The following is a 25,870-nucleotide window of genomic DNA, read 5'->3' as shown; positions in this document are numbered from 1 at the left end:
GGTACACCCCGCCCGATGTAGGCTGGCACGAACAGTCTGGCCGGCAGGTCTCCTGGCTGGCAGGTCATGGTCCGCCGCGGCCTTCCCGGTCTAACCAGTGGCACGGAGCGCAGGCGGACTCGCTGCATACAGTTGCGGGGGCAGCCACAGCGACACTGTGTTCCCTCTTCGGCCCCGAAGGGCACCGGCGGCTGTATTATGCCTTTTTTCGAACAGCACAACGAGGCTGGACGCTTTGATCGGCGTGGCACAGCGCATTATTTGAAGATACAGAACGAGGATGGATGCATGCCGGCGTGGCTGACCGTGGTGGGCATAGGCGATGACGGCTTCGCCGGCTTGGGGAGGCCCGCGCGGCGTGCTTTGCTGGAGGCGTCGGTGGTTTATGGCGGCGAACGTCATCTGGCGATGCTGCCCGCGCGCCTCGCCGCGCGCCGGGCGGCATGGCCGAGGCCGTTCGATCTCGCGCCTTTGCTGGCGGAGCGTACCGGGTCCGTGTGCGTGCTGGCGAGCGGGGACCCGATGCTGTTCGGCGTCGGCGCGACGCTGGCGCGGCAGTTGCCGGCAGGTGAGTTGCGGGTGCTGCCTGCGCCGTCGTCGTTGTCGCTGGCGGCCGCGCGGCTTGGCTGGCCGTTGCAGGATGTCGCCACGGTTTCGCTGGTGGGAAGGCCGTTGCCGACGCTGAACGCTCATCTGCACGACGGCGCGCGCGTCTTCGTGCTGAGCGCCGACGGGCGCACGCCCGCCGCGCTGGCCGAACTGCTGCATGCGCGCGGTTTCGGCGCGACCCGGATGACCGTGCTGGAGCACTTGGGCGGCGCTCGGGAGCGGTGTATGGATGGCCGCGCGGATCAGTGGTCCGCGGGTGACGTGGCGGCGCTGAACCTGATTGCGCTCGAATGCCGGGCAACGGAGGGCGCCCCGCGTTTGCCGTTGACCGCCGGCTTGCCCGACGACGCCTTTCGCCACGACGGTCAGTTGACCAAACGCGACGTCCGCGCGATCACGCTGGCGCGGCTCGCGCCGACGCCCGGCGAATTGCTCTGGGATGTGGGCGCGGGCAGCGGATCGATCGGCATCGAATGGATGCGCGCGCACCCGACTTGCCGCGCGATCGCGATCGAAGGGCACGCGGAGCGGCAGCGCTTCATCGAACACAATCGCGATGCATTGGGCGTGCCGGGTCTGCAGTTGGTGGCTGGCCGCGCGCCCGATGCGCTGGCAGGATTGGCTGTGCCGGATGCGGTGTTCATCGGCGGCGGCGTGACGGCGCCGGGCGTGCTCGATGCCTGCTGGGCGCGTCTGCGTGACGGCGGGAGGCTGGTCGCCAATGCGGTCACTTTGCAAGGCGAGGCGACGCTCGCGGCGTGGCGGGAGCAGCATGGCGGCACGCTGACCCGGATCGCGCTTGCCGAGGCCCAGCCGCTTGGCGGCTTCGATACCTGGCGCCAGGCGCTGCCGATTACACTGCTGGATGTCACCAAGCCGGCTGACGGCGCCAGCGGCACGTCCAGTGCGAGCAACACGAACGGCGCGCACGCCACAAGCAGCACGAATGGCACGAATGGCGCCAGTGACATCAATGCCGCTAATGGCACCTCAGCCGCCTCACCGCAACCCTAATGCGCGAAGAAACGCCCGAACAACCCGCGCCGCTGCGTAGCGGCTACACGACCGGCAGCTGCGCCACCGCGACGTCGCTCGCGGCCGCGCGTCTGCTGCTCGCGGGTATCGTCAGCGAGGTCGCGGAGATCGTATTGCCGAAGGGCCAGCACGTGCCGCTGCCGCTGGTGTTCTGCCGCCTGTGCGCCGACGGCGCCGAAGCGGGCACGGTGAAAGACGCAGGCGACGACCCCGACGTGACGCACGGCGCGATCGTATTCGCCCGCGTGCGCCTGCGTGCCGAACCAGGGGTGATATTCCGCGCGGGACCCGGCGTTGGCACCGTGACGCGCGCCGGCCTCACGCTGGCGGTCGGCGAACCGGCGATCAATCCGGTACCGCGCAAGATGATGACCGAGCATCTGATCGAGCTCGCGGCCGAACATGGATACACCGGCGGCTTCGAAGTGACGATCGGCGTCGAAGGCGGCGAAGCACTCGCGCTGAAAACGATGAACCCGCGCCTCGGCATTCTCGGCGGCTTGTCGATTCTCGGCACCACCGGCATCGTGCGGCCGTTCTCGTGCTCGGCCTATATCGCGTCGATTCATCAGGGCATCGACGTCGCGCGTGCCAACGGTTACATGCATCTCGCAGCCTGCACCGGCAACGCAAGCGAAGACGCAATGCGCGCGCACTACGGTCTGCCGGACATCGCGCTGATCGAAATGGGCGACTTCGTCGGCGCGGTGCTCAAGCATATGAAGCGCGCCCCGGTCGAGCGCCTGAGCGTGTGCGGCGGCTTCGGCAAACTTAGCAAGCTGGCAGCCGGGCACCTCGATCTGCATAGCCGCAATTCGAGCATCGATCTGGAACGGCTCGCAAACTGGGCCGCCGAACATGGCGCGGACGACGCGTTGCAGGCGGCGATCCTCGCAGCCAATACGAGTCAGCAGGCCGTCGCGTTGGCGCACGCGCAGCACGTGCCGCTTGGCGATATCGTCTGCCGTCACGCCCTTGCTGTCGCGCGCGATATCGTGCCGCCGCAGGTTGCGGTCGAAATGTTCGCGATCGACCGCCAGGGCAATCTGATCGGAACCGCGCAATGATGCGAGTCCTGCTGCTCGGCGGCACCGGCGACGCTTTGCGGATCGCAAGGCAACTTGGCCCGGAGCACATGTACAGTCTCGCGGGCCTCGGCAAGGTGCCGGGCGATCTCTCGTGTGGGGTACGCGTAGGCGGCTTTGGCGGCAGCGAAGGCATGGCGCGCTATATCGAAGACGAACGCATTGGCCTCGTGATCGACGCAACGCATCCGTACGCCGCGCAGATCAGCGCCAATGCCGCGAAAGCGAGCAGCGCCGCGCGCGTACCGTGCTGGGCGCTGCGCCGCGAGGGCTGGCAGCCGCAAGCCGGCGACGACTGGCGCATGATCGGCGATTGGGCCGAACTCGCGGCCGCGCTCGCTTCGTTCAGGCGGCCGCTGTTCACGCTTGGACGCGAACCGCTCGCGCATCTCGACGAAATCCCGCCGCAGCAGTTCTGGACGATACGCTGCCTCGACGCACACGAAGCCAATCCACGTGCGCGGATTCTGGCGGCACGCGGCCCGTTTACGCTCGAGGGCGAACGAGCGCTGTTCAGCGCGGAAGCATTCGATGTCGTCGTCAGCAAAAACAGCGGCGGTAGCGCCACTGAAGCGAAACTTGAAGTCGCGCGCGAACGCGGCGTGCCGGTCGTGATGCTGCGGCGCCCTGAATTGCCCGCGGTCGATCGCGAGTTTGCAAACGTGGCCGATTTGCTGGAAGCATTGCAAGTCTTAGGTTAAATGTCGTATGTATGACATGCGGCCGAACGAATCATGGAGTGTTGAATGACGGTGTTTTTTATCGGCGCGGGTCCCGGCGATCCGGAACTGATCACAGTGAAAGGGCAGCGGCTCGTGCGCGGCTGTCCGGTGATCCTGTACGCCGGCTCGCTGGTGCCGGCCGCTGTGTTAGAGGGGCATAGCGCGGAGCAGGTCGTGAATACCGCCGAGCTCGACCTCGATCAGATCGTCGCGTTACTCAAGGCCGCACACGACAAAGGCCAGGATGTGGCGCGCGTGCATTCCGGCGACCCGTCCCTGTATGGCGCGATCGGCGAGCAGATCCGCAGACTGCGCGAACTCGACATTCCCTACGAAATCGTGCCCGGCGTGACGGCGACCGCGGCATGCGCGGCGACGCTCGGCTGCGAACTCACGCTGCCCAATATTTCGCAGACGCTGATCCTCACGCGCTTTGCCAGCAAAACGACCATGCCGGAAGGCGAACAACTCGCCGACCTCGCGAGACATCGCGCGACGATGGCGATTCACCTCGGCGTACGCCATCTCGCGCGCATCGTCGATGAATTGCGGCCGCATTACGGCGGCGCTTGTCCCGTCGCGGTGATCTATCGCGCGAGCTGGCCGGACGAAGAAAAAATCACCGGGACGCTCGACGATATCGTCGGCAAAGTGCAGTCCACCCATATTGAGCGGACTGCGCTGATCCTGGTGGGACAGGTGCTCGCGGCCGTTGGCTTTGCGGAGTCGACGTTGTACGCGAAAGGCGGCTGACCCGCACACCCGAAGTGATCTGCGAGCCTTTGCTTGAAGAGGCGGTGGTCGCTAGTAGCGAAGTTCAATCCTCAAGCGGCGACAACGCTTCAAGCTGCGCCTTCTTCGCCATCCCGATGTTGATCGCCGGCACGAAGCTCAGCAGCGCGACCACAAAAATCGCAATCACGAAGATCGAGATGAAGGTCAGGTGCAGCGACTGATGCAACACCACGCGGATCATGTCGCTGTCGGCGAGACTCGCCACCTGATTTTGCAACAGCGCCTTTAGCTGGTCCGAGGTGACCACGGCGACGTCCTTCGAGTGACTGAGCCCGAAGTTGAGTACCGCGCCGAACAGCGTCGCGCCGAGCGTGCTGCCGAGATTGCGCGAAAAGAGATTCGATGCGGTGGCGCTGCCGCGCTCGTCCATCTTGACGATCTCCTGGATCAGCACCAGCGAACTGACGCTCGACGTGCCCATGCCGAAGCCGATGATGAGCGAGCCAAACGCCGCGATGAGCGGCGAGCCGCCTGGCTGCAGGAACAGCAGCAGCACCGCGCCAAGCGGGATGAACGCGCTGCCGCCGATCAGAATGCGCCGCAAGCCGAGGCGGTGAAATGATTTTGCCGCGAGCGTCGCGCCCGCCGGCCAGCCCACCATCATCATCGTGAGTGCAAGACCGGCGACCACCGGCGAGCGGTGCAGCACGCCCTGAACATACATCGGCAGGAAGGTGGTGGCGCCCATCAGGATCATGCCGGACAGCACGGTTGCGGCATTGCACGCGGCAATCGGCCGGCGGCTCCAGAGCGCGAACGAGATCATCGGCTCAGCCGCGCGGCGCTCCTGGAACACGAACACCAGCAGGCACAGCATGAACGCGCCACCCGCAAGCGATGCCTTGGCGATCTCGTCGTCGCCCGCATAGGTCAGCGCCATCATCAGTGCCGCGATCGCCGCCATGAACAGGGCCGCGCCCGCGAAGTCGATCGACGGACGCGCATGCCGCTCCGATTCGCGCAGGAACGCCATGAAGCCCGCGGCCGAGGCAAGGCCGATCGGCACGTTCATCCAGAAGATCCACGCCCACGACAGGTTGTGAATGATGAAGCCACCCACCATCGGCCCGACCACCGCTGAAATGGCCCACACGCTGGCCAGATAACCCTGCACCTTGCCGCGTTCGCGCGCCGGATAGAGATCGGCGACGATGGTCAGCGTGACCGGCTGGATCGCGCCCGCGCCGACACCCTGAATCAGGCGGAACACGATCATGGCGGGCATCGACCAGGCGAAGCCGGCCAGCACCGAGCCGAGCAGAAAGACCGCGATGCCGGCGAGTACGACCGGCTTGCGCCCATAGAGGTCGGCGAGCTTGCCGAACACCACGGTCATCGCGGTTTGCGTCAGCAGGAACGACGAAAAGACCCAGCTATACAGATGCAGATCGCCGAGTTGCGCGACGATCTGCGGCATGGCGGTGGAAACGATGGTGGCTTCTATGGCGACCATCGCCATAGAAGCCATGACTGCGGCAATGACTAAAGGACGCGACGATTGCGGGCTGCGGGACATGGGGCAGTAGTATTAGGATGTTGGAAGCGTCTGACGGCGTGGCAGATGACACGCGCGCCGCGACGCAAAAGCGCGGCCGCTCCAGGGCGGCCGATGTCGAGTATGCACCTTGCGGAGAATGTGCGCTGAACGCGGGCAGCCATGGCCGGCCTGAAGCGGCTTGGCACAAGCTTTGCGCGTTCAGCGTCGCTTTCGCCAAATGGAGGGTCATTATGAGGATCGAATTCACCGGACGCCGTGAAGTGGTGGCAGCGGCGCGCGTCGCCTTCGAAGCCAATGTCGATGGGGCTGACGTCTGGTGCAGCGTGTCGCTGGACGCGCTGAACGACCATTTCGGCAACGAGGGTCCATCGGCGCACAATCTGGTCGGGACCTTCGAGGCAAATCGCGCGCGGATTGAAAATGCGACGCGGCGGGTCCTCGAAAAAAATGGGGGAAAGTCCGTCGAGCTCGAAAGCGGGGATTTCAACTGAGGCCGGAGCGGCTCAAATCGTGACCTATGAGGGCGGTCCGGCATACGGGCGCCGGGCCCGCTCCGATAGCTTTTCGCCAGCAAACCGCCTACGCTTCAAAACACCCGAACACACGCGATCTTTACGCAAGTGTTAGCGAAGCGCGACGGATTCGTCTGATTTGACGTCCTCGCGCGCGTGGAGAACGTCATGAAACCAAACCGCCAGGTCCTTGCCGCCATCGTGATCGCGTTCGCAGCATTGTGCGCGCCGGTGCGAAGCGCTTTTGCTCAGGCAGCAACCAGCGTGGTGGGATCGTGGTCGCTGGTCTCGCTGACGGTGGCGAAGAGCGGCAGCGAAATCGATTTGCTCGGTCCGCATCCTGAAGGGCAGCTCATCTTCGGCAATGACGGCCGCTACGTGCTGCTCGTGCTGAGTTCGGACCTGCCGAAATTCACGTCGGGGGACCGGCAGCAAGGCACGGCGGAAGAGAACGCGAAGATCGCCCGCGGCAACGTCGCGCATTTCGGCACGTATGCCGTGGACCCGGTGGCCCAGGTTATCGTTTTCCACATTCAGAAGAGCACTTTTCCAAACTGGGACGCAGAGGTTCAGCGCCGCCCATTTACGCTCGACGGCGACCGGCTGACGTACATCACGCCGGGCGCGTTCGGCTATGGATCGTCGAAAGTCGTGTGGCAACGCATGAAATAGCGCGCCTCGCCGGCCAGCCGGTTTGTTGTTCGCGCGCGTTTCTGATCGCGATGTCGCAATTCATGTAGCCATTCCATGTAGCCATTCGCGCAGCAAGCGCAGCTTGTGCGACATTCGTCTGGCCGCGCGCTGTCGATCTGTGGCAGTGCGCGGCCGGGCAATTTCTCCAGATTCAACAACAATCCCTTCGATGAGCGCCCGTTATTCTCAGCGGAATCGGCGTCTATATTAGGTCCTGCGGTCACGGAGAGCAGGATTCGACGGACCGCATACCATCAATTATCGGAGGTTGTTTTTACCATGAAGTCCATGATCAAGGCCGTCGTTATCGTTGCTTCGCTGGCTGCTTCTGCCACCGTTTTTGCGCAATCGAATTCCCGTATCACGCGTGAGCAGGTGCGTGCCGAACTGGTTCAGCTCCAGCAAACGGGTTATCACGTCGGTGACGGCGACGAGGCGCATTATCCTGACGCGATTCAGGCAGCGGAAGCACGCATCGCCACACAAAACAGCAACGCGAGCGGCTACGGCGGCAGCGCTGCGGGGGCGTCGCAAAGCGGCCGTCCCGCGGTCTCCTCAGCCGACTGGAACGCAATGTATAGCCGTTAATATACGTTAGCTTCGCCGACGACGCGGCGAGGGGTGATCGACCCGGTCGTGTTGCGCTTGTGCGTGCAGTGGTGTGACGGCGCGCATTAGCGCAACGCGTTCAGGTGTGAGCCGCGGAGCCGGCGAGAGGTGGAAGGGACTCTTCCAGAGTCGCATGTATATCCGCTTCGTTTGAGCAGGTACAGTATTGATGCACGCACGGTTTCCGGTGTGCGAGCGAGAGAGTTGGCCCCGGCTGGTAACAGCCGGGGTTTTTTTATTCAGAGCGGGTACGTGCCGGCGTACAGTTTGTGCTTCAGGATCGACTTTGGGGACCCTCGAGCCCGACGAGGGATGAGACGGCGCTGCGACTGCGGTATAGTCGCGCGAACCGATCGCAGACACGCCTTGGACCTCTGCCACAGGCTCGGCAGGCTGAGGCTTCGACTATCCGGAGAACGCCGTGCAAGAAATCATAAAAGGATTCATCCGCTTTCAACGCGAAGTCTTCCCGCAGCAGAGCGCATTGTTCAAGCGTTTATCGATTGCGCAAAGCCCGAGCACGCTGTTCGTGACCTGCTCGGACAGCCGTGTTGTTCCCGAGTTACTGACACAGGTGGAACCCGGCTCGCTGTTCGTGATTCGCAATGCGGGCAACATCGTGCCGTCTTACGGCCCGGAGCCGGGCGGAGTATCGGCCACCGTCGAATACGCGGTGGCCGTACTGGGTGTGCGCGATATCGTGATTTGCGGCCACTCCAATTGCGGAGCGATGACGGCGATCTGCTCGTGCAAGAACCTCGACCATCTGCCGGCAGTGGCGAGTTGGCTTCGTCACGCCGACGCGGCAAAAGCGATCAACGCGTCACGAACTTACGCATCGGATGCGGAGCGTCTCGACGCCCTCGTCAAAGATAACGTGATGGCTCAACTCGCGAATATTCGCACTCATCCGTCGGTGGCCGTGGGGCTGGCGAACAAAACGCTGCGACTGCATGGCTGGATTTTCAACATCGAAAGTGGCGCGATGCTCGCACTCGATGGGCGCACGGAGCAATTTTTGCCCCTGGTGGACAACCCCGAAATTTATGTTGTCTGACGCGGCGTTTTGATGTGACGGGCGCGGCCGTTCGTCGAGTCGTGCCGGTCGCGCATCGTTGCCAGTCGAGCGACGCGTTGCAGTGGAGCCTGGCTGCATGCCGCAAAAGGCGCGTAGCACGACTGGAAAACATCTTCTGCGTTCCGGATAGCCGCCTATACTGCCAGAGCGCTGCTCGCGAAACTCGGCGTGACTTGAGAGACCAGTGAAATGAATATGGAGCGTGAAGGTGCGATGAGATGAGCCTGACATGGGCGTGACGTGACGAACCAGGAGAGCCGCAATGACAACCAGGATTCAGGTGGTGTTCTACAGCATGTACGGTCACATTTATCGAATGGCCGAGGCTGTCGCGGAGGGCGCGCGCGAGGTGGCCGATACGGACGTCTCGGTGTATCAGGTGGCGGAACTGGTGCCCGACGAGGTACTGGAGAAGAGCGGCGCCAAAGCGCCGCGTGCGACGTTTGCGCACGTGCCGGTAGCAACGGTCGAGCAATTGGTCAACGCGGACGCCATTATCTTCGGCACACCCACACGCTTTGGCAACATGTGCGCGCAGATGCGTAACTTCCTCGATCAGACCGGCGGTTTGTGGATGAGCGGCGGACTGATCGGCAAGGTCGGCAGCGTATTCTCCAGCACCGCAAGCCAGCATGGCGGGCAGGAGACCACGATCACGAGCTTTCACACCACGCTGCTGCATCAGGGCATGGTGATCGTCGGTGTGCCGTATTCCGAGGCGCGTTTGCTCAACATGGACGAAATCTCGGGCGGCACGCCGTATGGCGCGACCACCCTTACCAAGGCCGACGGCTCGCGTCTGCCAAGCGAGAACGAACTGGCCATTGCACGTTTCCAGGGGCGGCACGTCGCTCAGATTGCCGCGAAACTCGCGGCAAAATAATCTGGCTTGCCATAGCTCGCCGTTCCGGTCGGCGGCCGACCGGAACGGCTTCTTTGCCGCCTTGTCCCATTCGCGGGTTTGGCCGCTCAATGCTCGCGCCACTTGCTGCCAGCGCTAAGGAGCATCCAGCCGCTTTTCAATGGGTTGGATCTTTTTCGAGGGAACCCCCATGTCTACCGAATCCGCGCACGTCGATAGTTACCTGTTCGAGCCGGTCAAGCTCGGGCCGCTGCAGTTGCCCAATCGCATCGTGATGGCGCCGCTCACGCGCAGTCGCGCGAAGGAGGCCGATGTGCCGGGCGAACTGGCCGTCGAGTATTACGCGCAACGTGCGACGGCCGGTCTCATCATTGCCGAGGCGACGCAGATTTCGCCGCAAGGCAAGGGCTATGTGTTCACGCCCGGTATTTACGACGCGGCTCAAGTAGAGGCGTGGAAACGCATTACCGATGCCGTGCATGCGAAGGGCGGCCATATCTACCTGCAGTTGTGGCATGTGGGCCGCATTTCTCATCCGTCGTTGCAGCCGGGCAATGCGTTGCCCGTGGCGCCTTCGGCGATCAAACCCGAAGGCCAGGCTTATACCGACGACGGCTTCGTGCCGCTCGTCACGCCGCGCGCACTTGAAACCTCGGAAATGGCGGGCATTGTCGAGCAATATCGTGTGGCCGCGCAAAACGCAAAGGCCGCCGGTTTCGACGGTGTGGAAATCCACGCGGCAAACGGCTACCTGCTCGACCAGTTCCTGCGCGACAAGACCAATCAACGAACCGATCAATATGGCGGCTCGATCGAAAATCGCGCGCGCCTGTTGCTGGAAGTGGCCGATGCAGTGACGGACGTCTGGAGCGGCGAGCGCGTCGGCGTGCGTATTTCGCCGCTCAGCAGCTTCGGCGATATCGACGACAGCAATCCCGAACCCCTTTTCACCTATGTGGTGAAGCAGCTCAATGCCTTCAGGCTGGTCTACCTGCACGTGATCGAAGGCGACACGGGCGGCACGCGTGAAGTCGCGGGCGGCTTCGATCTGCAGGTGTTGCGCCAGGCATTCGATGGATTGTTCATGGCGAACAATGGCTACGACATGGCACTCGCGCAGAAGACGCTCAAGGCGAAACGGGCGGATCTGATCGCGTTCGGCCGGCCGTTCATTTCCAATCCCGATCTGGTCGAGCGACTCAGGGTCGGCGCGTCACTGAACGAACCGGATCAGAACACGATGTATGGCGGCGGCGCGGAAGGCTACATCGATTATCCAACGATGGATGACGAAGCGAAGCGCTGAGTGGGTCCAGGCTTCGGCATCCAGCGCTCGCGGTCGCTGTGGTGGCATCGATTGATTTGACGCGAACCCTCCGATTGCGCCGGATGAACTGACATGCAGATCGAGCCGTTTCTGAACGCAATGCGTCTCGGAGCAGGTCCCGCGGTGCAAGACCGCGTTGCCCATCAGATCGTGCCGAACAGCGCCCGAGGACGATCCTTCAGCGTGCCCGTCAACAGCCGTAACGCACTCACGAGTTGATCGCGGCTCGTCGCGCACGCGAGGTTGATGCGTACGCCGTGCTCGATCTCCGACCTATCTACCGCAAATGCCGACGACGGCATCACCACCACGCCACGCGCTTTCGCATTTGCCGCAAAGTCGTCGGCACGCCACGGCGGCGGCAGCTTGAGCCACACGAACATGCATGCCGGATCGGTCTGCAGCAATTCCTGCGGCAACAACTCGCGAGCCAAGTCCTGTCGCGCGCGAATTTCGGCAAGCTGCGCGTCCATGATGTGGCGCGCGGTGCCGTCCTCGATCCAGATCGAAGCGATCAGCATCGACATCGGCGCGGGCATCCATGCGGTAGTGCGCACCGCCTCCGCACAAAGCGCGGAACTGTCCGGCGGACTCAGCAGGTAGCCGAGCCGCAGGCCGGGCGCAAGAATCTTCGAGGTCGCCGCGAGGTGGAACGTCAGTTCCGGGCACAGGCTCGCAATGGTCGGCAGCCGCTGCGAAACGAGCGGCCCATACACGTCGTCTTCGATGATCGCCACGCCATGCCGGCGTGCAATGTCGACGAGCGCCATGCGGCGCTCGAGACTCATCGTCGTCACGGTCGGGTTCTGCAGATTCGGTACCGTGAAGATGGCCTTCACCGGCATGCGCCGGCAGGCACGCTCCACCTCGTCGGTCAGCAGGCCGTCGCGATCGCTCGGAATGCCGACGATCTCGAACTGGAATACCGGAGCCAGTGCTTTCAGTCCGTAGTAGGTGAGTTGATCGGCGAGGATCACGCCGTCCGTGCCGATCAGACTGTTCAGCACCGCATACAAGCCGTGCTGCGCACCGCTTGTGACAACCACGTGATCGGGCGTCGGCGTGAAGCCCGGCGCTGCCATCCAGCGGGCGCCGGCAGCGCGCGCCCAGGCGGGACCTTGCGGCGGCTGGTATTCCTGCAATTGCGGGTAGCGCGGATCGCGCGGCAATTCCGCCAGCGTGCGTGCGAGGCAGTTCAGGAATTCGCCGGTGGCCGGCCGGTTGACGGTCAGGTCGATCGCCGCGTTGCTGGCCGCCTGGGCCGGTTCGACGCTCGGCATGGCGCCGCCGGTGACGAGCGACCCGCGCCGTTTGCTGCCGATCACCAGCCCGCGCAACTGCAATTCCTTGTATGCGCGGGACACCGTCGACACATTGATGCCCAGTTCCGTGGCCAGTTGCCGCTGCGGTGGCAGGCGGCTGCCCGGCGGATAGACGCCGCTGCGAATCTCGTTCTCGATCGAGCTGGACACCTCGGCATACGTGGAGCGCTTCGTCTGCGCCGGCGCCCCGTTGGCCCCACGCGCTGTGTCTTTGCCAGAAGCCATAAGAACAGATGTCTCCATACAAAATCGACTTTGTCCGCGATTGTGCGGAGTTTTGCCGATTCTATACCAGACAAGCATCTGCGCGACGCTTAAAAGCGATGCGCCAGAACGGCCGGCTTCCGGTGTGCCAATGTCCGCAAGGATTGCGCCACAGACCATCCAGGGAAAATGCCAGGGCCACACAATGAGAGTTTTAATTGCACACAAAAAAATATTGTGTGATTCTGATTGTGTTGGTTTGTCTGGTGGCGTGCGTGCCGAAGCCTGGCACGCACGCCAAAGAGCGGCATGTCGCGATGAGCGTGTTCTACGGCATCGGCGGCGCGATAGAAGGACGTAAGTGATGTCGGAGATTGCCATCATCGGTGCGGGATTCATCGGCCTCGCGAGCGCTGCGGCGCTGATGCGCGACGGCCATCGAGTCACGCTGTTCGATCCGGCCGGTGTGGGGCAGGGCGCGTCCTTCGGCAACGCGGGGACCTTTGCGCACTATGCTTGCATTCCGGTCAACAACCCCTCCGTGTTCCGCGATTTGCCGCGCTTTCTGTTATCGAACGACAGTCCTTTCAGGTTGCGTTGGGGGTACCTGCCGCACCTCGCGCCATGGCTTGGGCGTTTCATGATGAGCTCGCTGCCGCGGCGCTACGAAGCGAGCGCCGGCGCACTCGCCGCGTTGCTCGATTGCGCGCGTGACGGTTATGCGCCGCTGCTTGCAGATGCGGAGTTGGCGCGTTTCGTCCGGCCGCGTGAATGTCTTTATCTCTATTCGAATACTGCTTCGTTCGATGCCGCGCGTCCTGCACTCGATCTGCGTCAAAAGCTCGGCGTCGCCTTCAATGTGCTTAACGGCGGCGATATCCGTGCGCTCGAACCGTCGCTGGCGCCGATATTCGAGCGGGGCGTGCTGTTCAGCAACAGCTGGCACTTCAGCGATCCGCAAGGCTTTCTGCAGACGCTTTATCAGCAGCTTGCCGCACAAGGATTGCAACTGGAGCGCTCGACTGTCGACGCTCTGCAGCCGGCCGCGGATGGCGCGACCTTGAGCGTCGACGGCGCGACGCGCCGCTTCGGTCACGCGGTGATCGCGACCGGCGCGCACTCCGCCCAGTTCGCCAAACAATGCGGCGACCCGGTCCCGCTCGATACGGAGCGGGGTTATCACGTCCGCTTCCCGGGCGCGCAGCAACTGGTTTCGCGGCCGGTCGGCTGGGCCGAGCGCGGCTTCTACATGACGCCGATGAGCGATGGACTGCGCGTCGCGGGCACGGTCGAACTGGCGGGTTTCGGCGCCACGCGCAACCGCTCGCTGATCGATCTGCTGACGTTTTCTTCGAAACGCGCCTTGCCCGCGCTCGAGACGCCGGATAGCAGCTGGCTCGGGTTTCGTCCGACGTTGCCGGACGGCGTGCCGGTACTCGGACGCTCGCGCGCGAGCGAGCGGGTGATCTACGCATTCGGCCACCAGCATCTTGGCTTGACGCTAGCCGGGGTGAGCGGACGCATCGTTGCCGATCTGATCGCGCAGCGTGCGCCGCCGCTCGACCTCGCGCCTTACTCGGCAACGCGCTTTTGACTTTCGTCGAGGTTTTGACCGCACAGGTTTGCTCGCTTCACAACACGTACCGCAGGACGGATTCGACGCGTCGCGCATCGGATCGGCCAACCTACACATCGCGCGACGTTACATCTCGCAAGGAGCGCATCATGAATCGCCGCTATTGGCTGTTGAGTGCCACAGTTTGCGCACTCGTCACGTATATACCGTCTTCGTGGGCGGCCGATCCTGAAGTCGTCAAGATCGGTTTTGTCGGGCCGTTGACGGGCCCGGTTGCACGAGTCGGCAAGGACCTGCAGTACGGCGCGCAATTAGCGCTCGATGAAGAGAATGCGAGGCATCCGGTGATCGGCGGAAAGCCGGTCAAGTTCGAGCTCGACGTGCAGGACGATCAGGCGGACCCCCGCGTGGCGATTCAGGTCGCGCAGAAACTGGTCGACGACGGCGTAGTCGGCGTGATCGGTCACTACAACTCGGGGTGCAGCATTCCGGCGTCGACGGTCTATCACCAGGCGAACGTTGCGATGATTACGCCGGGCTCGACCAATCCGCAACTCACCAAGCAAGGCTACAAGAACGTGTTCCGCACCATGGGGCATGACGGCATCGGCGGTGTCGTAGCCGGGCATTTCGTCGTGGAGCAGATGAAGGCGAAGCGCATCGGCATCATCGACGACCGTACCGCATTCGGGCAAGGGCTTGCGGACGCGTTCGAAAAAGGCGCAAAGGAAGCAAACGGCAACATAGTCGATCGCGAGTTCACGAATGACAAAGCGGTGGATTTTCGCGCCATCCTGACGACGCTCAAGAGCAAGAACGTCGACCTGATTTTCTTCGGCGGTCTGGACGAACAGGGCGCAATGCTGGTCAAACAGATGCGCTCGCTCGGCATGCAAGCGCAACTTTTCGGCGCGGGCGCGCTGAAGAGCAATGCTTTCCTGCAGATCGCCGGCACCGCGGGTGACGGTACCCAGGATCTCGAACCCGGTCCGGCGCTCGACAAGCTGCCTGCCGCGCAGGCGTTCGGCAAGCGCTATAAGGCGCGCTTCAATCAGGATGTCGAGCTGTACGCGCCGTTTGCATACGACGCCGCGCTCGCGATGATCAAGGCGATTCACGGAGCCGACTCGCTCGATCGCGCGAAAATTGTCGACGCGTTGTCGAAAGTGAAGGTCACTGGCGTGACCGGCAATATCACCTTTGACCCGTATGGCGATTTGATCAAGCCGCCGTACACGCTGTTTCAGGTCCAGCAAGGACAATGGAAGAGCATCAAGACCGTGGGCGGCAGCGGCGTCTAACCGTGCGCGAGAAGGCGCCAGTGGGACGAACGGATTGATTTCAGCGGAAATTTAGGCTTGCAGATCGCAATATGCCTTCGTTGATCTGAAAAAAGGCGAACGGTATAAGCCGGACTATCTGGCGATCAATCCGAATGGCAACGCGCCGTGTCTTGCCGATGGCGAGAACAGGATCTGGGAAACCGACGCCATCATCTGTCTTCTCGCCAGATATTTCCCAACGGGGAAAAATTGTTCTATGTTGTATAGCACTACGCCCGTTCACGACAGGTTCCACGGCGCAATCAAAGAAGGGAAGGAGAAGTCCGAAAAGATGGCACAACTGATGTGCGGGGTGGCGCACGCTTGAAACGCCGGTAAGCCGCGAGGAATCAAATATGGATGACATCCGTTCCAGTTCCATCAGTCGCCGCGAGCTACTGGCGATGATCGGCAGGACAACCAGTGCTGCTGTCATGTATCAGGCGATGAGCAGTCTCGGTTATGCCGCCGAGTCCGACTTTCAGGGCCCGGTCAGCCTTGAAGGCGCGCCAAAGGGTACCTCGGTCCTTATTCTTGGCGCGGGCCTGGCAGGCATGACAGCGGCCCTTGAGTTACGCAAAGCCGGTTACAAGGTCCAGGTGCTCGAATACCGGGAGCGTGCCGGTGGCCGTTCGTGGTCGTTGCGGGGCGGCGATACCTACACGGAGCTTGGTGGCTTTACGCAGCATTGCGACTTTGAAAAAGGCTTGTACATCAACCCGGGGCCATGGCGAATTCCGTACCATCACCGCGGGCTGCTTCACTATTGCAAGCTGCTTGGCGTCAAGCTTGAAGCTTTCGTCGAAATGAATGCCAACGCGTATCTCCACAACAGCAAGGCCTTCGGCGGCAAGCCGCAGCGATTCCGCCACGTCATGTCCGATTTCAATGGCTATGTTTCCGAGCTGCTCGCGAAGGCGACCGACCAGAACAAGCTCGACCAGGCTGTGGCAAAGGACGAGCGGGATATCCTGCTTGAGGCGTTGAGGAGTTGGGGAGCGCTTGATGACAAATACGCCTATACGCCCGCGACCGCCAGTGCGATGCGCGGCTACGACAAGGACCCCGGCGGCGGCCCCGGTGGCGCGCCGACCCCGTCCACACCCATCTCGCGGGCCGACATCCTGAATTCCGGGCTCTGGCATCACCTGAGCTTTCCGTTGACCTACGAATATGCGCAGACGCTCTTCCAGCCAGTCGGGGGCATGGACATGATTGCGCAAGGCTTCGCTCGCGAGGTAGCGTCACTGATCCAGTTCAACGCCAAGGTCACGGAAATTGCGCAGAGCGATTCGGGCGTCACTGTCACGTACGTGGATGCACGGCACGGCGGCGAGGCCCGTCGGGCCAAAGCCGACTGGTGCGTATGTACGGTTCCGCTGTCAATTCTGAGCCAGATCAGGAACAACTTTTCGAGCACCCTGCAAGCTGCAATCAACGCGGTTCCGTATGCGCCGGCAATCAAGGCAGGGTTGCAGTTCAAACGTCGCTTCTGGGAGGAAGACGATGCAATCTACGGAGGTATCAGCTTCACGGATTTGCCGATCGGCCAGATCTCATATCCGAGTACCGACTATCAGAAGCCAGGCAAGGGCGTGATACTCGGCGCGTACATGTTCGGCGTCAGTGCTGTCGAGTTCACCTCGCTTTCACCGTCCGAGCGGCTGCAGCGCGTGCTCGAATATGGCGCGCAGTTGCACCCGCAAATGAGCAGGGAATTCGACAATGGCATTTCGGTGGCCTGGCACCGCGTTCCATGGACGCTTGGCTGCTATGGGATGTGGAAAGAGGATACGCGCCAGCAGTACTACAAGGATCTTTGTGCGATCGACGGCCACACGGTCCTGGCGGGCGAACACTGTTCGTACGTGAATGCCTGGCAGGAGGGCGCGATCCTGTCGTCGCTGAGCGCGATAGAACGGCTGCACCAACGCGTGGTCGCCGGCCGCTGAGATGAACATTCGCCCGTTCATGATCTGAGGAGGGATTTGAGCCATGAGACGAATCCACCAAACGTTCGCGGCCGTACTGCTGACGCTACTCGCCAGCGATGCCGCACTCGCTGACTCGGCTGGCGTGGTCGGCGCCAATTCGTTTCCTCAGCGCGATGGCCAGCAGCTCTACACGTCGATCTGCCAGGGCTGTCACATGTCGAACGCGAAGGGCGCAACGGGTGCCGGCACTTACCCACCGCTGGCAAACAATCCACGACTGGCCAGCGCGCCTTACCCGATTTCCATGGTGCTTTATGGGCAAAAAGGCATGCCCGGATTTGGTGGCTTTCTGGACGATGCGCAGGTCGCCGCGGTGGTCAATTACGTTCAGACGCACTTCGGAAATAATTACGATGGGAAAGTCACTGCCGGTGACGTGAAAGCACTGCGGCAGCCCAATTATCAGTATTTCACGCTCGACTGAGTGACGGCCCAGCGTCATACGACGCAGTCACTGCGCCCGACGATCAGCGAAATCACGATCCGCTCGCAGTTCGGCTCGAACCCATACAGCGACGCCGCGAGGCGCGTCGCAACCGCGTGCCGCACACGCGCTGGTATTCCTCGCGGCCAATCCTGCCGTCGAGGATGACCGCCATGCCCGAGGCACGGGCCATGTCGATGATGTCCATGTTGGCCACTCCTTTCAGGTTCTCTCACCTGCGTGACTGCCGCCGTGGTGCGGCTATTCCCGCATTTGCCCAGGTGCGAAACATATAAGCCCGAGCGGCTGAACTCGCTGACCAGCGCTAATTTCTTTTTTCCTGGAATAAAACCGGCGGCGCGGCAGTCTTCCCGATGAACCGACTCGTGTGGCCCGCCGGATGATCCCGCGGTTTGCCTGCGAATCCTTATCGTGAGGTCAACATGTCGTCACATCATTCATCCGATCCAGCATTCAACCCCGCATTTAGCCCGTCACGCCGCGGCGCGCTGAAATGTCTCGCTTTCGGCGGCGTAGGCACGGTGTTCGTTCTTGCCGGCGGCATTCTCACGCCGGTGGAACTGGCCCTCGCGGCCGACGCGAAATCATCCGCGACGTCCACGGGCGTGCCGCTTTTCCTGCAGATCAGCGATTCCCATATCGGCTTCAATAAAGAAGCCAACCCGGACGTCGCGGGCACGCTCAAGCAGACGATCGACTACGTCAATGCCATGCCGGTCAAGCCCGCGCTGACCATCCACACGGGCGATATCACGCATCTTTCCAAGCCGGCGGAGTTCGATCTCGGGGCGCAGTTGATGTCGGGTCTGAATATCACTGAGCTCCACACCGTGCCGGGCGAGCACGACGTGACGGACGGCCCGGGAACCGAATACTTCAGCCGCTTCGGCAAAGCTTCGGACAATAAAGGCTATTACAGCTTCGACCACAACGGCGTGCACTTCGTCGCGCTCGTCAACGTGATGCATTTCAAGCCTAACGGCCTGGGCGGTCTCGGCGACGATCAACTCGCCTGGCTCGAGAATGACCTGAAGGGCCGCTCGTCCAGCACGCCGATCGTCGTCTTTGCCCACATGCCGATGTGGACGATCTACGAGCCATGGGGGTGGGGCACGGGCGATGCCGGCCAGGCCATGAGTTATCTGAAGCGCTTTGGCTCGGTGACCGTGCTGAATGGCCATATTCACCAGATCGTGTCGAAGGTCGAAGGCAATATCACGTTCCATACCGCCCGCTCCACAGCGTATCCGCAACCGACCGCCGGCAATGGTCCCGGCCCGGGCCCACTCACGGTAGCGAGCGATCAGCTCCCGAAGATGCTCGGCGTGACCAGCATCAAGATCGTGCGGCATCCGCTCAAGGCAACACTTGCCGATACGACACTCGTTTGATTTCAGGCCTATTTTTCTTTTGCAGGAGATCAGTTATGCAAAGTAATTATTTTTGCCGCGCGTTCTTTGTGCTGCTCGGGAGTTCGGCGCTCATCGCGGCATCAGGTGGACTTTCCGTTGCGCGAGCAGAGACACCCAACGCCGTGGTCATCAAGAACTTCATGTTTTCTCCGATGGCGCTCACAGTCAAAGCCGGTTCGACAGTGACGTGGAAAAATCTCGATGGCGAGCCGCACACAGTCGTGAACGACGCGGGCATGTTTCGCTCCGCCGCGCTCGATCAGAACGACACGTACCAGTTCAAGTTCGACAAGCCGGGCGTGTACAAGGTGTTTTGCGGCATCCATCCGAATATGAAAGAAACGATCACCGTGCAATAGGTGCCGGTTCCGGTGTGGGGCGCGATGCGCCCCACCGGGCATGCATGACGTTTTGAGCGGTGCTCACCAGTTGGCACGTTCCCTATTGGCGTGTTTTTTGCGTGACAGAGAGCCGCGGCACATGCCCACATCGCCGCTTCCAATCCAGCGTGGAAGCGGCCTGCCAGCGTTCGCGGCGCAGCCCGGGAAGATGCGCGGCGTTGAATCTTTTACCTGTTTTATAGATGCTCGGCGGACTCGCAAAGTTGGCGTTTAAAGCGCAGCATTGCCGTATTGTCGTTACCCGGCGAGCGGGATAAATTCTTCCAACGACTCCAGATCGATCGCCGCTGAATTGTACGAACAAAGTCTGTCGACATGTCAGACGTTAGGATTCCGGAGAGTATTGCGATGTTCAACAATGCCGACTTGCCAAAATCTTCTGAAGATAGTCCGGATACTGAGTTCGACGCTGACGCTGAGCCGTCGGCTGCGGCACCGCCCGTGCGATTTGGACGTCTTGTACTCTGTGTCGCGACGGCAAGCGCGCTGGCTTTTGGCGTGGTGGGTACGGTCGTGTACGGCATCTGGTTCAACCACGACCAGCAAGCGTATGCCGAGGCCATGGCGGGCGCGCGGCAGGCGCTTGGCACGGCTGCGTCAGCGGCGGTAGGAGAGGCGTTGGCGAATCCGATTGCACCGCCACGGCCCGCAACTTTGGTGGCAGCGCCACGATCGGAGACGGCAGCGGCAGCGGCAGCGACAGCGGCAGCGCCACGATCGGCGACGACAGCGACAGCGGCGGAGCGGACCGCGGGCGGTGTGCAAGTAGCCGCAGTTACACCGGCGGTAACGGGAACGCAGGCAACAGCGGGTACACCGGCAACAGCACAAACGCAGGCCGCAGCGGCAGCATCGGGCGAAGAAGAAAAAGGCGGAAAACTGACCTCCTGGGCTGGCCCGGTCACGCGACTCCCGGCGTCTGCGGCTAGCCAGAATACCGTGGCCGACGCAAGCCCCGGCGTGGCCGCGTCTTCCGATCCTCCTGCTCACCGCGCGGCGCCCCCGTCCAATCCTGCTGCGCAGCAGCGGGCGTCGGGCCGCTCCGGCAGAGATGCGCGTCTCGCGCAGCAGGACCGTCGATCTTCTTCGGCGGCAAATGCCGGGCACAAGGGCAGTCTGTTCGCCCGGATGAGTTCGTTCTTTCGTCGCGTGAGCTATCGTCAGCATGGCACCGGAAGCCAGCAAGACATCTATTCCCATTCCTGAGCGGACTCGTAACCAGCGCGACGCTCGTGCGCGCGCCCTCGCGATCCGCTTCGGGCTTGGCCCGGCAGCGATCGCTGCCGCCGCGCTGGTTTGTCTTCTGATTGGCCTTCTGTATCTTGCACTCCAGATCCGGACGATCTTTTCCGATCAGTTGAAGCAGGAGTATGCGGGGCTCGTTCTCGAAGCGGTCGAACGGGCGGAAAGCGCCCGGAGTCTGGTCGGCGTCTGGCAGCAGCTGCCCGACGCCACGCAAGCCCGAGCCGCCGGGTATCGGCAGGCGCGAACCGAACTCGCCCATCGCCTTGCGTCACTTGCGGCGCTGGTGAATGCGAGTCCGTCGGCAGCGCCGCGTTTGCCGCCATCCTCGCTTACGCCCGACGCCGATCTGCGCGACACGGATGCCGTGCTCAGTAACGTGTCGGCCTGGTGGCGAGCGCAGCGCGATGCCGACAGCGCCGATGTGCGCGTGCGGATTACCCATGTCGCGCGCACGCTGATCGCGTCGGCGGCGCTGCTGTTCTGCATGCTGATCACCGCGCTGGGAATGTATGCCAAACGGAATCGCCTGCTGGCAGGCCAGTCGCATGAATTCGAATGGGCGGCGCTGCACGACGCGATGACCGGCTTGCCGAACCGGCGCAAGCTGTTTGCCACGCTCGAAGAAGCGGCGACGAAATCGCCCGCGCTCGCGGCGCCTTGCAAAATTGCGGTGCTGTATGTCGATCTGGATGGATTCAAGCAGGTCAATGACTCGCTCGGCCACCGCGTCGGTGATGAATTTCTGATCGCGGTTTCGAAACGCTTTCGGGAGTCGGTGCGCAAAGTCGACGTCGTCGCCCGGATTGGCGGTGACGAATTCGCCGTCCTGGTCAGTGAATTTTCGACGAATGCGGAGCTGGGTGAAATCGCCCGGAGGCTCATCGCCTGCGTGGTTCAAACGGACAAGGTGATGGGGGTCGGACAGGTTCGTGCCAGCATCGGCATCGCCAGTTTTCCTGACCCCGTCGACGATTACCAGCGCCTCGTGGCCGCGGCCGACGAGGCGATGTACCGGGTAAAGCGCAGCGGCAAGAACAGTTACGCATTCGCCGACGAGGCGAACCGACCGATGCCTTTATGAAGTTTGGCTCTCCTGGCTCTCTTGGCTCCCCTGGCTCCCCTGGCTCCCTTGGCTGGGCTGGCTCTCTTGCGTCTGTGATTTCACCTTCGCCCTGCGGTGCGAGGCCTGCGTCCGGCCGCCACGTTCACGCGCCGACGTGTTTCGTGTTAAAAAATCGAGGTTTGCCGATTGGGAGTGGAATACGTCGGCACAACCGAAGTCGTTCCGAATTCATCCGCAGCGGAAGGGTTTATGTCCAGATATTCGTTGATGCGCGCCGTGGGGCGCGTAAGCCGGCCTGAGTGGATCCTTGCTGCACTGATGGCGTCGCTGGCAGCCTGTGCGCCGCTGGCACCGGCTGCCAATCAAGCCGCGGATCAAACCTCGCGTCAGGGTTCGCAGCAGGCTCCTGCTTTGGGCACAGCGCGCCCAGCCGATGGGCCGCTGCCCGTTCCTCCGAACCTCATTGCATTGACGCAACCGGCAGGCCAGCAGCGCTTGATGGCCACCACTCGTAAGCAGTCGTACTGGCCGCTCTCGCAGTACTTCGAAACGCAGCGCAACCAGGCCTACTGTTCAGTCGCGACTTCGGTAATGGCGCTCAATGCACTGGGCATCCGCCGTCCCGAGTCGACCCTGTACCCGGACTTTCCCTATTTCTCGCAAGAGGATTTCTTTCGCAGCGTCGATCCGCAAGTGGCCAATGCCGCGCAGGTGTCCAAAGAAGGCATGACGCTCGCCCAGCTCAGCGCGGCCCTGCGCGCATTTCCTGTCGAGGTGAGGACATTCCATGCCAGCGATCTGACGCTCGATCAGTTTCGCGATCTGGTTCGTGACACGACGGGCCACAGCGACCGCTTTGCGCTTTTGAACTTCAGGCGGATGGAGATAGGCGAAGCAGGTGGCGGCCATTGGTCGCCACTTGCCGCATACGACGCCGAAAGCGATAGCGCGCTGCTTCTCGATGTGGCGCGCTACAAGTATCCAGCGGTGTGGGTGCCGGTCACGCAACTGTACGCAGGCGCCCTGGCGGTCGATAACGTGAGTGGACTTTCACGCGGCATGTTGATCGTCGGCACGCGAGCGAACTAATGGCCTTTCCTGATGTGCGCGCCGCAGCGCATGACCTGGCGGAGCGTGATTTGCAAACCACGCTCCGCCACGCCGGTGACAACGATACGAAGAAAACCTCAATGCACCGGTGCGTGCGTCTGCTCGACCGGCCGCGGCTGCGTCGCAGCGCTCACCGCAGCAAAAACAATGATGTTCACGGCCAATGCCAGGAAGCCGATATTGACGTCCTTTAGCGCGTCGGGCAAAAACGGCATCAACTGCCCAACACTCAGATGCAGGGTGGTCGTCAGGGTCACCACGGCAACGCCGGTCAGAATCCCGCAGAACGCGCCGTACTTGGTCGCCCGGCTATGCGGCAGCAAACTGCAGATCACCGCAGGAAACAGCTGGGTCACAAAGCTGTAGCCCATCAACAGCAACGCCACGATCGTCTCGCCGCCGTGCAGCGTAAAACCGACGGCCACCAGCGCCACCACCGGCACCAGGAAGCGCGCGAGGTTGGCCACCGTCGCATCCGACGCCTTGCGGCTCACCATGCCGCGATACACGTCGTTGGCAAGCAGCGTCGACGCCGACGTCAGGATCATCGATCCCGGCACCAGCGCCGTCAGAATCCCCGCCGCGCCGATCACGCCGACGAACCACGGGTCGAAAGTCTGCAACGACAGGCGGAACAGCGACAGGTCGATGTCGCCACCCTTCAGGCCCGGCACCTTTAGCGTCGCCGCAAAGCCCACGAAGAACACGAACAGCAGAATGAGCTGATACAGCGGCAGCACCATCGCGTTACGCCGGAAAATGCGCTCGTCCTTCGCCGTGAAAATCGAACCGAATGTGTGCGGCCACATGAAGAAGCCCAGCGCGGTCAGGAGCACAGTCGACTGGAACCAGGTCACGCTCGAACCCTTGGCCGGGAAGGTCAGGAAACCCGGGCGCGCGGCATCGATGGCGTGGAACATCGCGCCCAGGCCACCGTAGTAGTGCAACGGCAAATAGATGCCGAGGAACAGCACGATCGCCAGAATCAGCGTATCTTTCACCACCGAATTCCACGCGGAGCCGCGCACGCCGGAGATGGTCACGTAAGACGTCACCACCGCGGCGCCGATCCAGATGGCGGCCGTCGAGGAAATCACGCCATACGAGGCAGTCGCCACAATGATGCCAAGGCCCTTGAGCTGCAGCACGAGGTACGGAATCAGCGCGGCCACGCCGACCAGCGCGACGAGCGTGCCGAGCGCCGGGCTGTCGTATTTGCGTGCGAAGAAGTGCGGCTGCGAGACGAGGTGGTGATTTTTCGCATAACGCCAGATGGGCGGCAGCATCCAGTATGAGAGGATGTACGCGAGCGTGCCGTAGGCAAGAATGTAGTAGACCGGCGCGCCCTTGCCGTACGCAAAGCCGCTGCCGCCGAGGAAGGTGAAGGTCGTGTAGATCTCGCCCGCCATGAGCAGAAACACGAACGCGGTGCCGAAACTGCGGCCGCCCACGGTCCACTGTTCAAGACTCATGTCGTGGCCGCGCCGCGCGCGCACGCCCAGGTACAGCGCAAACAGCGTAATGGCCGCAATGATGACGAGTGCGCTCATGATCGGACCTCCTCGCCTTCCACGGCGAGCTGACGGTTGCTCGGGTCCAGACGATAGACGATCGCCATGATGATCGAACTCAGCACCACCCACATGACGATCCAGGCCAGCACGAACGGCATGCCGAGCACCAGCGGCTCGACACGATTCACTAACGGGACACCGAGCAGAATGCCGACGAACGGCAGCGCGGCGAGTACACGAAGCAACATGGGGCAACTCCTCGAACCGGTAAGTACGTCTCGTTGAAAGTGCGGCTTCGCTGAAGACTGTATGCCTGATGCTTTGAGTACGTAAAGGAAGTCAAAAAAATGTAGGCTTTCCGAAAGTTGCGCGCGCATCTTTCGGCGCTCCTCTGCTGCGGTGCAACGCCGCGACCGGCTTGCATCGCCCCCTTTTTTTACCAATTTGCGTGCCGCGCCGCGATATCATCTGACCCACGCAACGCGAGCATCAATCTGGGCAGCGGCGAAGGCGTCCAGCACATCAACTCAGCGCGGCGCTCCGGCGGCCAGTCAGTCAATCAGCCCGCCCGAGCCGCTGCCCGAAACGGATCGCATATGGTCGAAAGTCTGATCTCGGATATCCTGTTTGGCTTCACCGGGCTGATCAGCATCATCAACCCAATCGGCATGGCGTTCGTCTTTCTCGACCGGACTGCATCGCTCACCACGGAAGACCGTACGGCGCTTGCCAAGAAAATCGCCTTCAACGTCATGTGCGTGATGCTCGTCGCATTCTTTGTCGGCACCCCGATCCTTCATTTCTTCGGCATTTCCATCGAGGCGTTGCGGATCGGCGGGGGCCTCGCGGTCGCCGTTGGCGGCTGGCAGATGCTCAATGCGCCCGACACGCAACCGGCCGAGCAGCCGGCAGTCAAGCGTGTGGATTCGGATAACGCCATGTCGAAGGCGTTCTTCCCCCTCACCATGCCACTCACCACCGGGCCGGGTTCGATCGCCACTGCGATCGCGTTGACCGCGAACCGCACGCATAAGCTCTCGGCATTCGTGCTGTCGAGCATCGCGTCGGTAGTGATCTCGATCCTGGTGGCGGCCACCGTGTATCTGATCTACAGCCGGGCCGTGGTTTTCGCCAAGTATCTCGGCGTGGACGGCACCAAGGTCGCGATGCGGGTCTCGTCGTTCCTGCTGCTGTGCATCGGCGTGCAGATTATCCTGACCGGTTTTTCGGAGTTCCTGATTCCGATCGCACAGATGCAACCCGTGGTCAAATAGCGAACGGCGGCGCGCTGGTCTATTCGAGGTCGCTACCGCAGCGTCCAGCCCGCATGGAGCGACCGCAATCTGCGCGAGGCCGCGCGCGCCATCCGCGCGCCGCTGTTTGTCGCGCACGTGACCAGTATCCGTTCGAACCCAAATTGGTGTAGAGCGAGGCGAA

At 62.3% G+C, this 25,870-nt stretch carries 27 protein-coding genes, 1 pseudogene and 1 riboswitch; of the genes and pseudogenes, 23 read left to right on the top strand and 5 right to left on the bottom strand.

Annotated elements, in window-relative coordinates:
* Positions 1-24: 24 nt before the first annotated feature.
* Positions 25-204, bottom strand: a riboswitch (cobalamin riboswitch).
* 84 nt (positions 205-288) lie between these two features.
* Genes AYM40_RS27195 through cobM form a run of 4 tightly spaced genes read left to right on the top strand, consistent with a single transcriptional unit; the run spans position 289 to position 4,204 of the window.
* A complete protein-coding gene (locus AYM40_RS27195; RefSeq protein WP_063500735.1) occupies positions 289-1,623 on the top strand; it encodes a bifunctional cobalt-precorrin-7 (C(5))-methyltransferase/cobalt-precorrin-6B (C(15))-methyltransferase in 1,335 nt (444 codons plus the stop codon).
* The gene (locus tag AYM40_RS27190) at positions 1,623-2,711 is read left to right on the top strand and encodes a cobalt-precorrin-5B (C(1))-methyltransferase (protein WP_063499227.1); all 1,089 of its coding nucleotides are present in this window, start codon (positions 1,623-1,625) and stop codon (positions 2,709-2,711) included. Before AYM40_RS27195 ends, AYM40_RS27190 begins: the two co-directional genes overlap by 1 nt.
* Positions 2,708-3,430, top strand: a complete 723-nt coding sequence (locus AYM40_RS27185) for a cobalt-precorrin-6A reductase (protein ID WP_063499226.1) — start codon at positions 2,708-2,710, stop codon at positions 3,428-3,430. The genes AYM40_RS27190 and AYM40_RS27185 overlap by 4 nt, the downstream gene beginning before the upstream one ends.
* Positions 3,431-3,475: 45 nt before the next feature.
* Positions 3,476-4,204 carry a precorrin-4 C(11)-methyltransferase gene (gene cobM, locus AYM40_RS27180; protein WP_063499225.1) on the top strand — a complete coding sequence of 243 codons (729 nt, stop codon included), beginning with the start codon at positions 3,476-3,478 and terminating at the stop codon, positions 4,202-4,204.
* 64 nt (positions 4,205-4,268) lie between these two features.
* Here cobM and AYM40_RS27175 read toward each other — a convergent pair whose 3' ends face one another.
* Positions 4,269-5,762: an MDR family MFS transporter gene (locus tag AYM40_RS27175; protein ID WP_063499224.1), complete on the bottom strand. Its 1,494-nt coding sequence runs from the start codon at positions 5,760-5,762 to the stop codon at positions 4,269-4,271.
* 212 nt (positions 5,763-5,974) lie between these two features.
* On the opposite strand from AYM40_RS27175, the gene AYM40_RS27170 reads away from it, so the two are divergent.
* From AYM40_RS27170 to AYM40_RS27145, 6 genes are all read left to right on the top strand, one after another.
* Complete coding sequence (locus tag AYM40_RS27170) at positions 5,975-6,235, top strand: DUF1488 domain-containing protein (RefSeq protein ID WP_063500734.1); 261 nt, start codon at positions 5,975-5,977, stop codon at positions 6,233-6,235.
* A gap of 189 nt (positions 6,236-6,424) precedes the next feature.
* The gene (locus AYM40_RS27165; RefSeq protein ID WP_063499223.1) at positions 6,425-6,928 is read left to right on the top strand and encodes a lipocalin-like domain-containing protein; all 504 of its coding nucleotides are present in this window, start codon (positions 6,425-6,427) and stop codon (positions 6,926-6,928) included.
* A gap of 300 nt (positions 6,929-7,228) precedes the next feature.
* Positions 7,229-7,537: a DUF4148 domain-containing protein gene (locus AYM40_RS27160; RefSeq protein WP_063499222.1), complete on the top strand. Its 309-nt coding sequence runs from the start codon at positions 7,229-7,231 to the stop codon at positions 7,535-7,537.
* Between the two features lie 442 nt (positions 7,538-7,979).
* Positions 7,980-8,615, top strand: coding sequence for a carbonic anhydrase (locus AYM40_RS27155; RefSeq protein ID WP_063499221.1), 636 nt, complete (start codon positions 7,980-7,982; stop codon positions 8,613-8,615).
* 283 nt (positions 8,616-8,898) lie between these two features.
* Positions 8,899-9,519: an NAD(P)H:quinone oxidoreductase gene (wrbA, locus tag AYM40_RS27150; protein ID WP_063499220.1), complete on the top strand. Its 621-nt coding sequence runs from the start codon at positions 8,899-8,901 to the stop codon at positions 9,517-9,519.
* Between the two features lie 169 nt (positions 9,520-9,688).
* Positions 9,689-10,804 carry an alkene reductase gene (locus tag AYM40_RS27145; RefSeq protein WP_063500733.1) on the top strand — a complete coding sequence of 372 codons (1,116 nt, stop codon included), beginning with the start codon at positions 9,689-9,691 and terminating at the stop codon, positions 10,802-10,804.
* A 164-nt stretch (positions 10,805-10,968) separates the two neighbouring features.
* On the opposite strand, the gene AYM40_RS27140 is transcribed toward AYM40_RS27145, so the two are convergent.
* Positions 10,969-12,372, bottom strand: coding sequence for a PLP-dependent aminotransferase family protein (locus tag AYM40_RS27140; protein WP_063499219.1), 1,404 nt, complete (start codon positions 12,370-12,372; stop codon positions 10,969-10,971).
* Between the two features lie 197 nt (positions 12,373-12,569).
* Between AYM40_RS27140 and AYM40_RS41540 the strand changes: the two genes are divergently transcribed.
* The 6 genes from AYM40_RS41540 to AYM40_RS27120 all read left to right on the top strand — a co-directional run bounded on the left by AYM40_RS41540 (position 12,570) and on the right by AYM40_RS27120 (position 17,667).
* Complete coding sequence (locus tag AYM40_RS41540; RefSeq protein ID WP_158515335.1) at positions 12,570-12,716, top strand: hypothetical protein; 147 nt, start codon at positions 12,570-12,572, stop codon at positions 12,714-12,716.
* Complete coding sequence (locus AYM40_RS27135) at positions 12,716-13,945, top strand: NAD(P)/FAD-dependent oxidoreductase (RefSeq protein WP_063499218.1); 1,230 nt, start codon at positions 12,716-12,718, stop codon at positions 13,943-13,945. Before AYM40_RS41540 ends, AYM40_RS27135 begins: the two co-directional genes overlap by 1 nt.
* Before the next feature lie 131 nt (positions 13,946-14,076).
* On the top strand, positions 14,077-15,228 hold the full coding sequence (locus AYM40_RS27130) for a branched-chain amino acid ABC transporter substrate-binding protein (protein WP_063499217.1): 1,152 nt from the start codon (positions 14,077-14,079) through the stop codon (positions 15,226-15,228).
* A gap of 85 nt (positions 15,229-15,313) precedes the next feature.
* Positions 15,314-15,577 carry a glutathione S-transferase N-terminal domain-containing protein gene (locus tag AYM40_RS39100; RefSeq protein WP_082855502.1) on the top strand — a complete coding sequence of 88 codons (264 nt, stop codon included), beginning with the start codon at positions 15,314-15,316 and terminating at the stop codon, positions 15,575-15,577.
* Positions 15,578-15,605: 28 nt separating this feature from the next.
* Entirely contained in the window at positions 15,606-17,201 is a 1,596-nt protein-coding gene (locus AYM40_RS27125) for a flavin monoamine oxidase family protein (RefSeq protein ID WP_063499216.1), read from the top strand.
* 43 nt (positions 17,202-17,244) lie between these two features.
* Positions 17,245-17,667 (top strand): c-type cytochrome, encoded by a 423-nt coding sequence (locus AYM40_RS27120; protein WP_063499215.1) that lies wholly within the window; start codon positions 17,245-17,247, stop codon positions 17,665-17,667.
* Positions 17,668-17,719: 52 nt separating this feature from the next.
* Here AYM40_RS27120 and AYM40_RS41535 read toward each other — a convergent pair whose 3' ends face one another.
* Positions 17,720-17,875 carry a hypothetical protein gene (locus tag AYM40_RS41535; protein WP_158515334.1) on the bottom strand — a complete coding sequence of 52 codons (156 nt, stop codon included), beginning with the start codon at positions 17,873-17,875 and terminating at the stop codon, positions 17,720-17,722.
* A gap of 235 nt (positions 17,876-18,110) precedes the next feature.
* Between AYM40_RS41535 and AYM40_RS27115 the strand changes: the two genes are divergently transcribed.
* The 5 genes from AYM40_RS27115 (at position 18,111) to AYM40_RS27095 (ending at position 22,898) form a co-directional block, all read left to right on the top strand.
* Positions 18,111-19,079 (top strand): metallophosphoesterase family protein, encoded by a 969-nt coding sequence (locus AYM40_RS27115; RefSeq protein ID WP_063499214.1) that lies wholly within the window; start codon positions 18,111-18,113, stop codon positions 19,077-19,079.
* A 35-nt stretch (positions 19,080-19,114) separates the two neighbouring features.
* On the top strand, positions 19,115-19,459 hold the full coding sequence (locus AYM40_RS27110) for a cupredoxin domain-containing protein (RefSeq protein ID WP_063499213.1): 345 nt from the start codon (positions 19,115-19,117) through the stop codon (positions 19,457-19,459).
* Between the two features lie 390 nt (positions 19,460-19,849).
* Entirely contained in the window at positions 19,850-20,707 is an 858-nt protein-coding gene (locus AYM40_RS41530) for a hypothetical protein (protein ID WP_063499212.1), read from the top strand.
* A complete protein-coding gene (locus AYM40_RS27100) occupies positions 20,667-21,827 on the top strand; it encodes a GGDEF domain-containing protein (protein WP_063499211.1) in 1,161 nt (386 codons plus the stop codon). Before AYM40_RS41530 ends, AYM40_RS27100 begins: the two co-directional genes overlap by 41 nt.
* A 231-nt stretch (positions 21,828-22,058) precedes the next feature.
* The gene (locus tag AYM40_RS27095) at positions 22,059-22,898 is read left to right on the top strand and encodes a phytochelatin synthase family protein (RefSeq protein WP_063500732.1); all 840 of its coding nucleotides are present in this window, start codon (positions 22,059-22,061) and stop codon (positions 22,896-22,898) included.
* A 98-nt stretch (positions 22,899-22,996) separates the two neighbouring features.
* Here the strand turns inward: AYM40_RS27095 and AYM40_RS27090 are convergent, their stop codons facing one another.
* Both AYM40_RS27090 and AYM40_RS27085 read right to left on the bottom strand, forming a co-directional pair.
* A complete protein-coding gene (locus AYM40_RS27090) occupies positions 22,997-24,469 on the bottom strand; it encodes a sodium:solute symporter family protein (protein ID WP_063499210.1) in 1,473 nt (490 codons plus the stop codon).
* Positions 24,466-24,681, bottom strand: a complete 216-nt coding sequence (locus AYM40_RS27085; RefSeq protein WP_063499209.1) for a DUF3311 domain-containing protein — start codon at positions 24,679-24,681, stop codon at positions 24,466-24,468. Before AYM40_RS27085 ends, AYM40_RS27090 begins: the two co-directional genes overlap by 4 nt.
* 348 nt (positions 24,682-25,029) lie before the next feature.
* On the opposite strand from AYM40_RS27085, the gene AYM40_RS27080 reads away from it, so the two are divergent.
* Positions 25,030-25,707: a MarC family protein gene (locus tag AYM40_RS27080; protein WP_063500731.1), complete on the top strand. Its 678-nt coding sequence runs from the start codon at positions 25,030-25,032 to the stop codon at positions 25,705-25,707.
* A gap of 30 nt (positions 25,708-25,737) precedes the next feature.
* Positions 25,738-25,848: pseudogene (locus AYM40_RS42755) on the top strand (class II glutamine amidotransferase); the annotation flags it as partial.
* Positions 25,849-25,870: the final 22 nt, after the last annotated feature.

Source organism: Paraburkholderia phytofirmans OLGA172 (genome assembly GCF_001634365.1).
Classification (GTDB): Bacteria; Pseudomonadota; Gammaproteobacteria; order Burkholderiales; family Burkholderiaceae; genus Paraburkholderia.
This window is presented reverse-complemented; position numbering and strand designations above follow the sequence as displayed.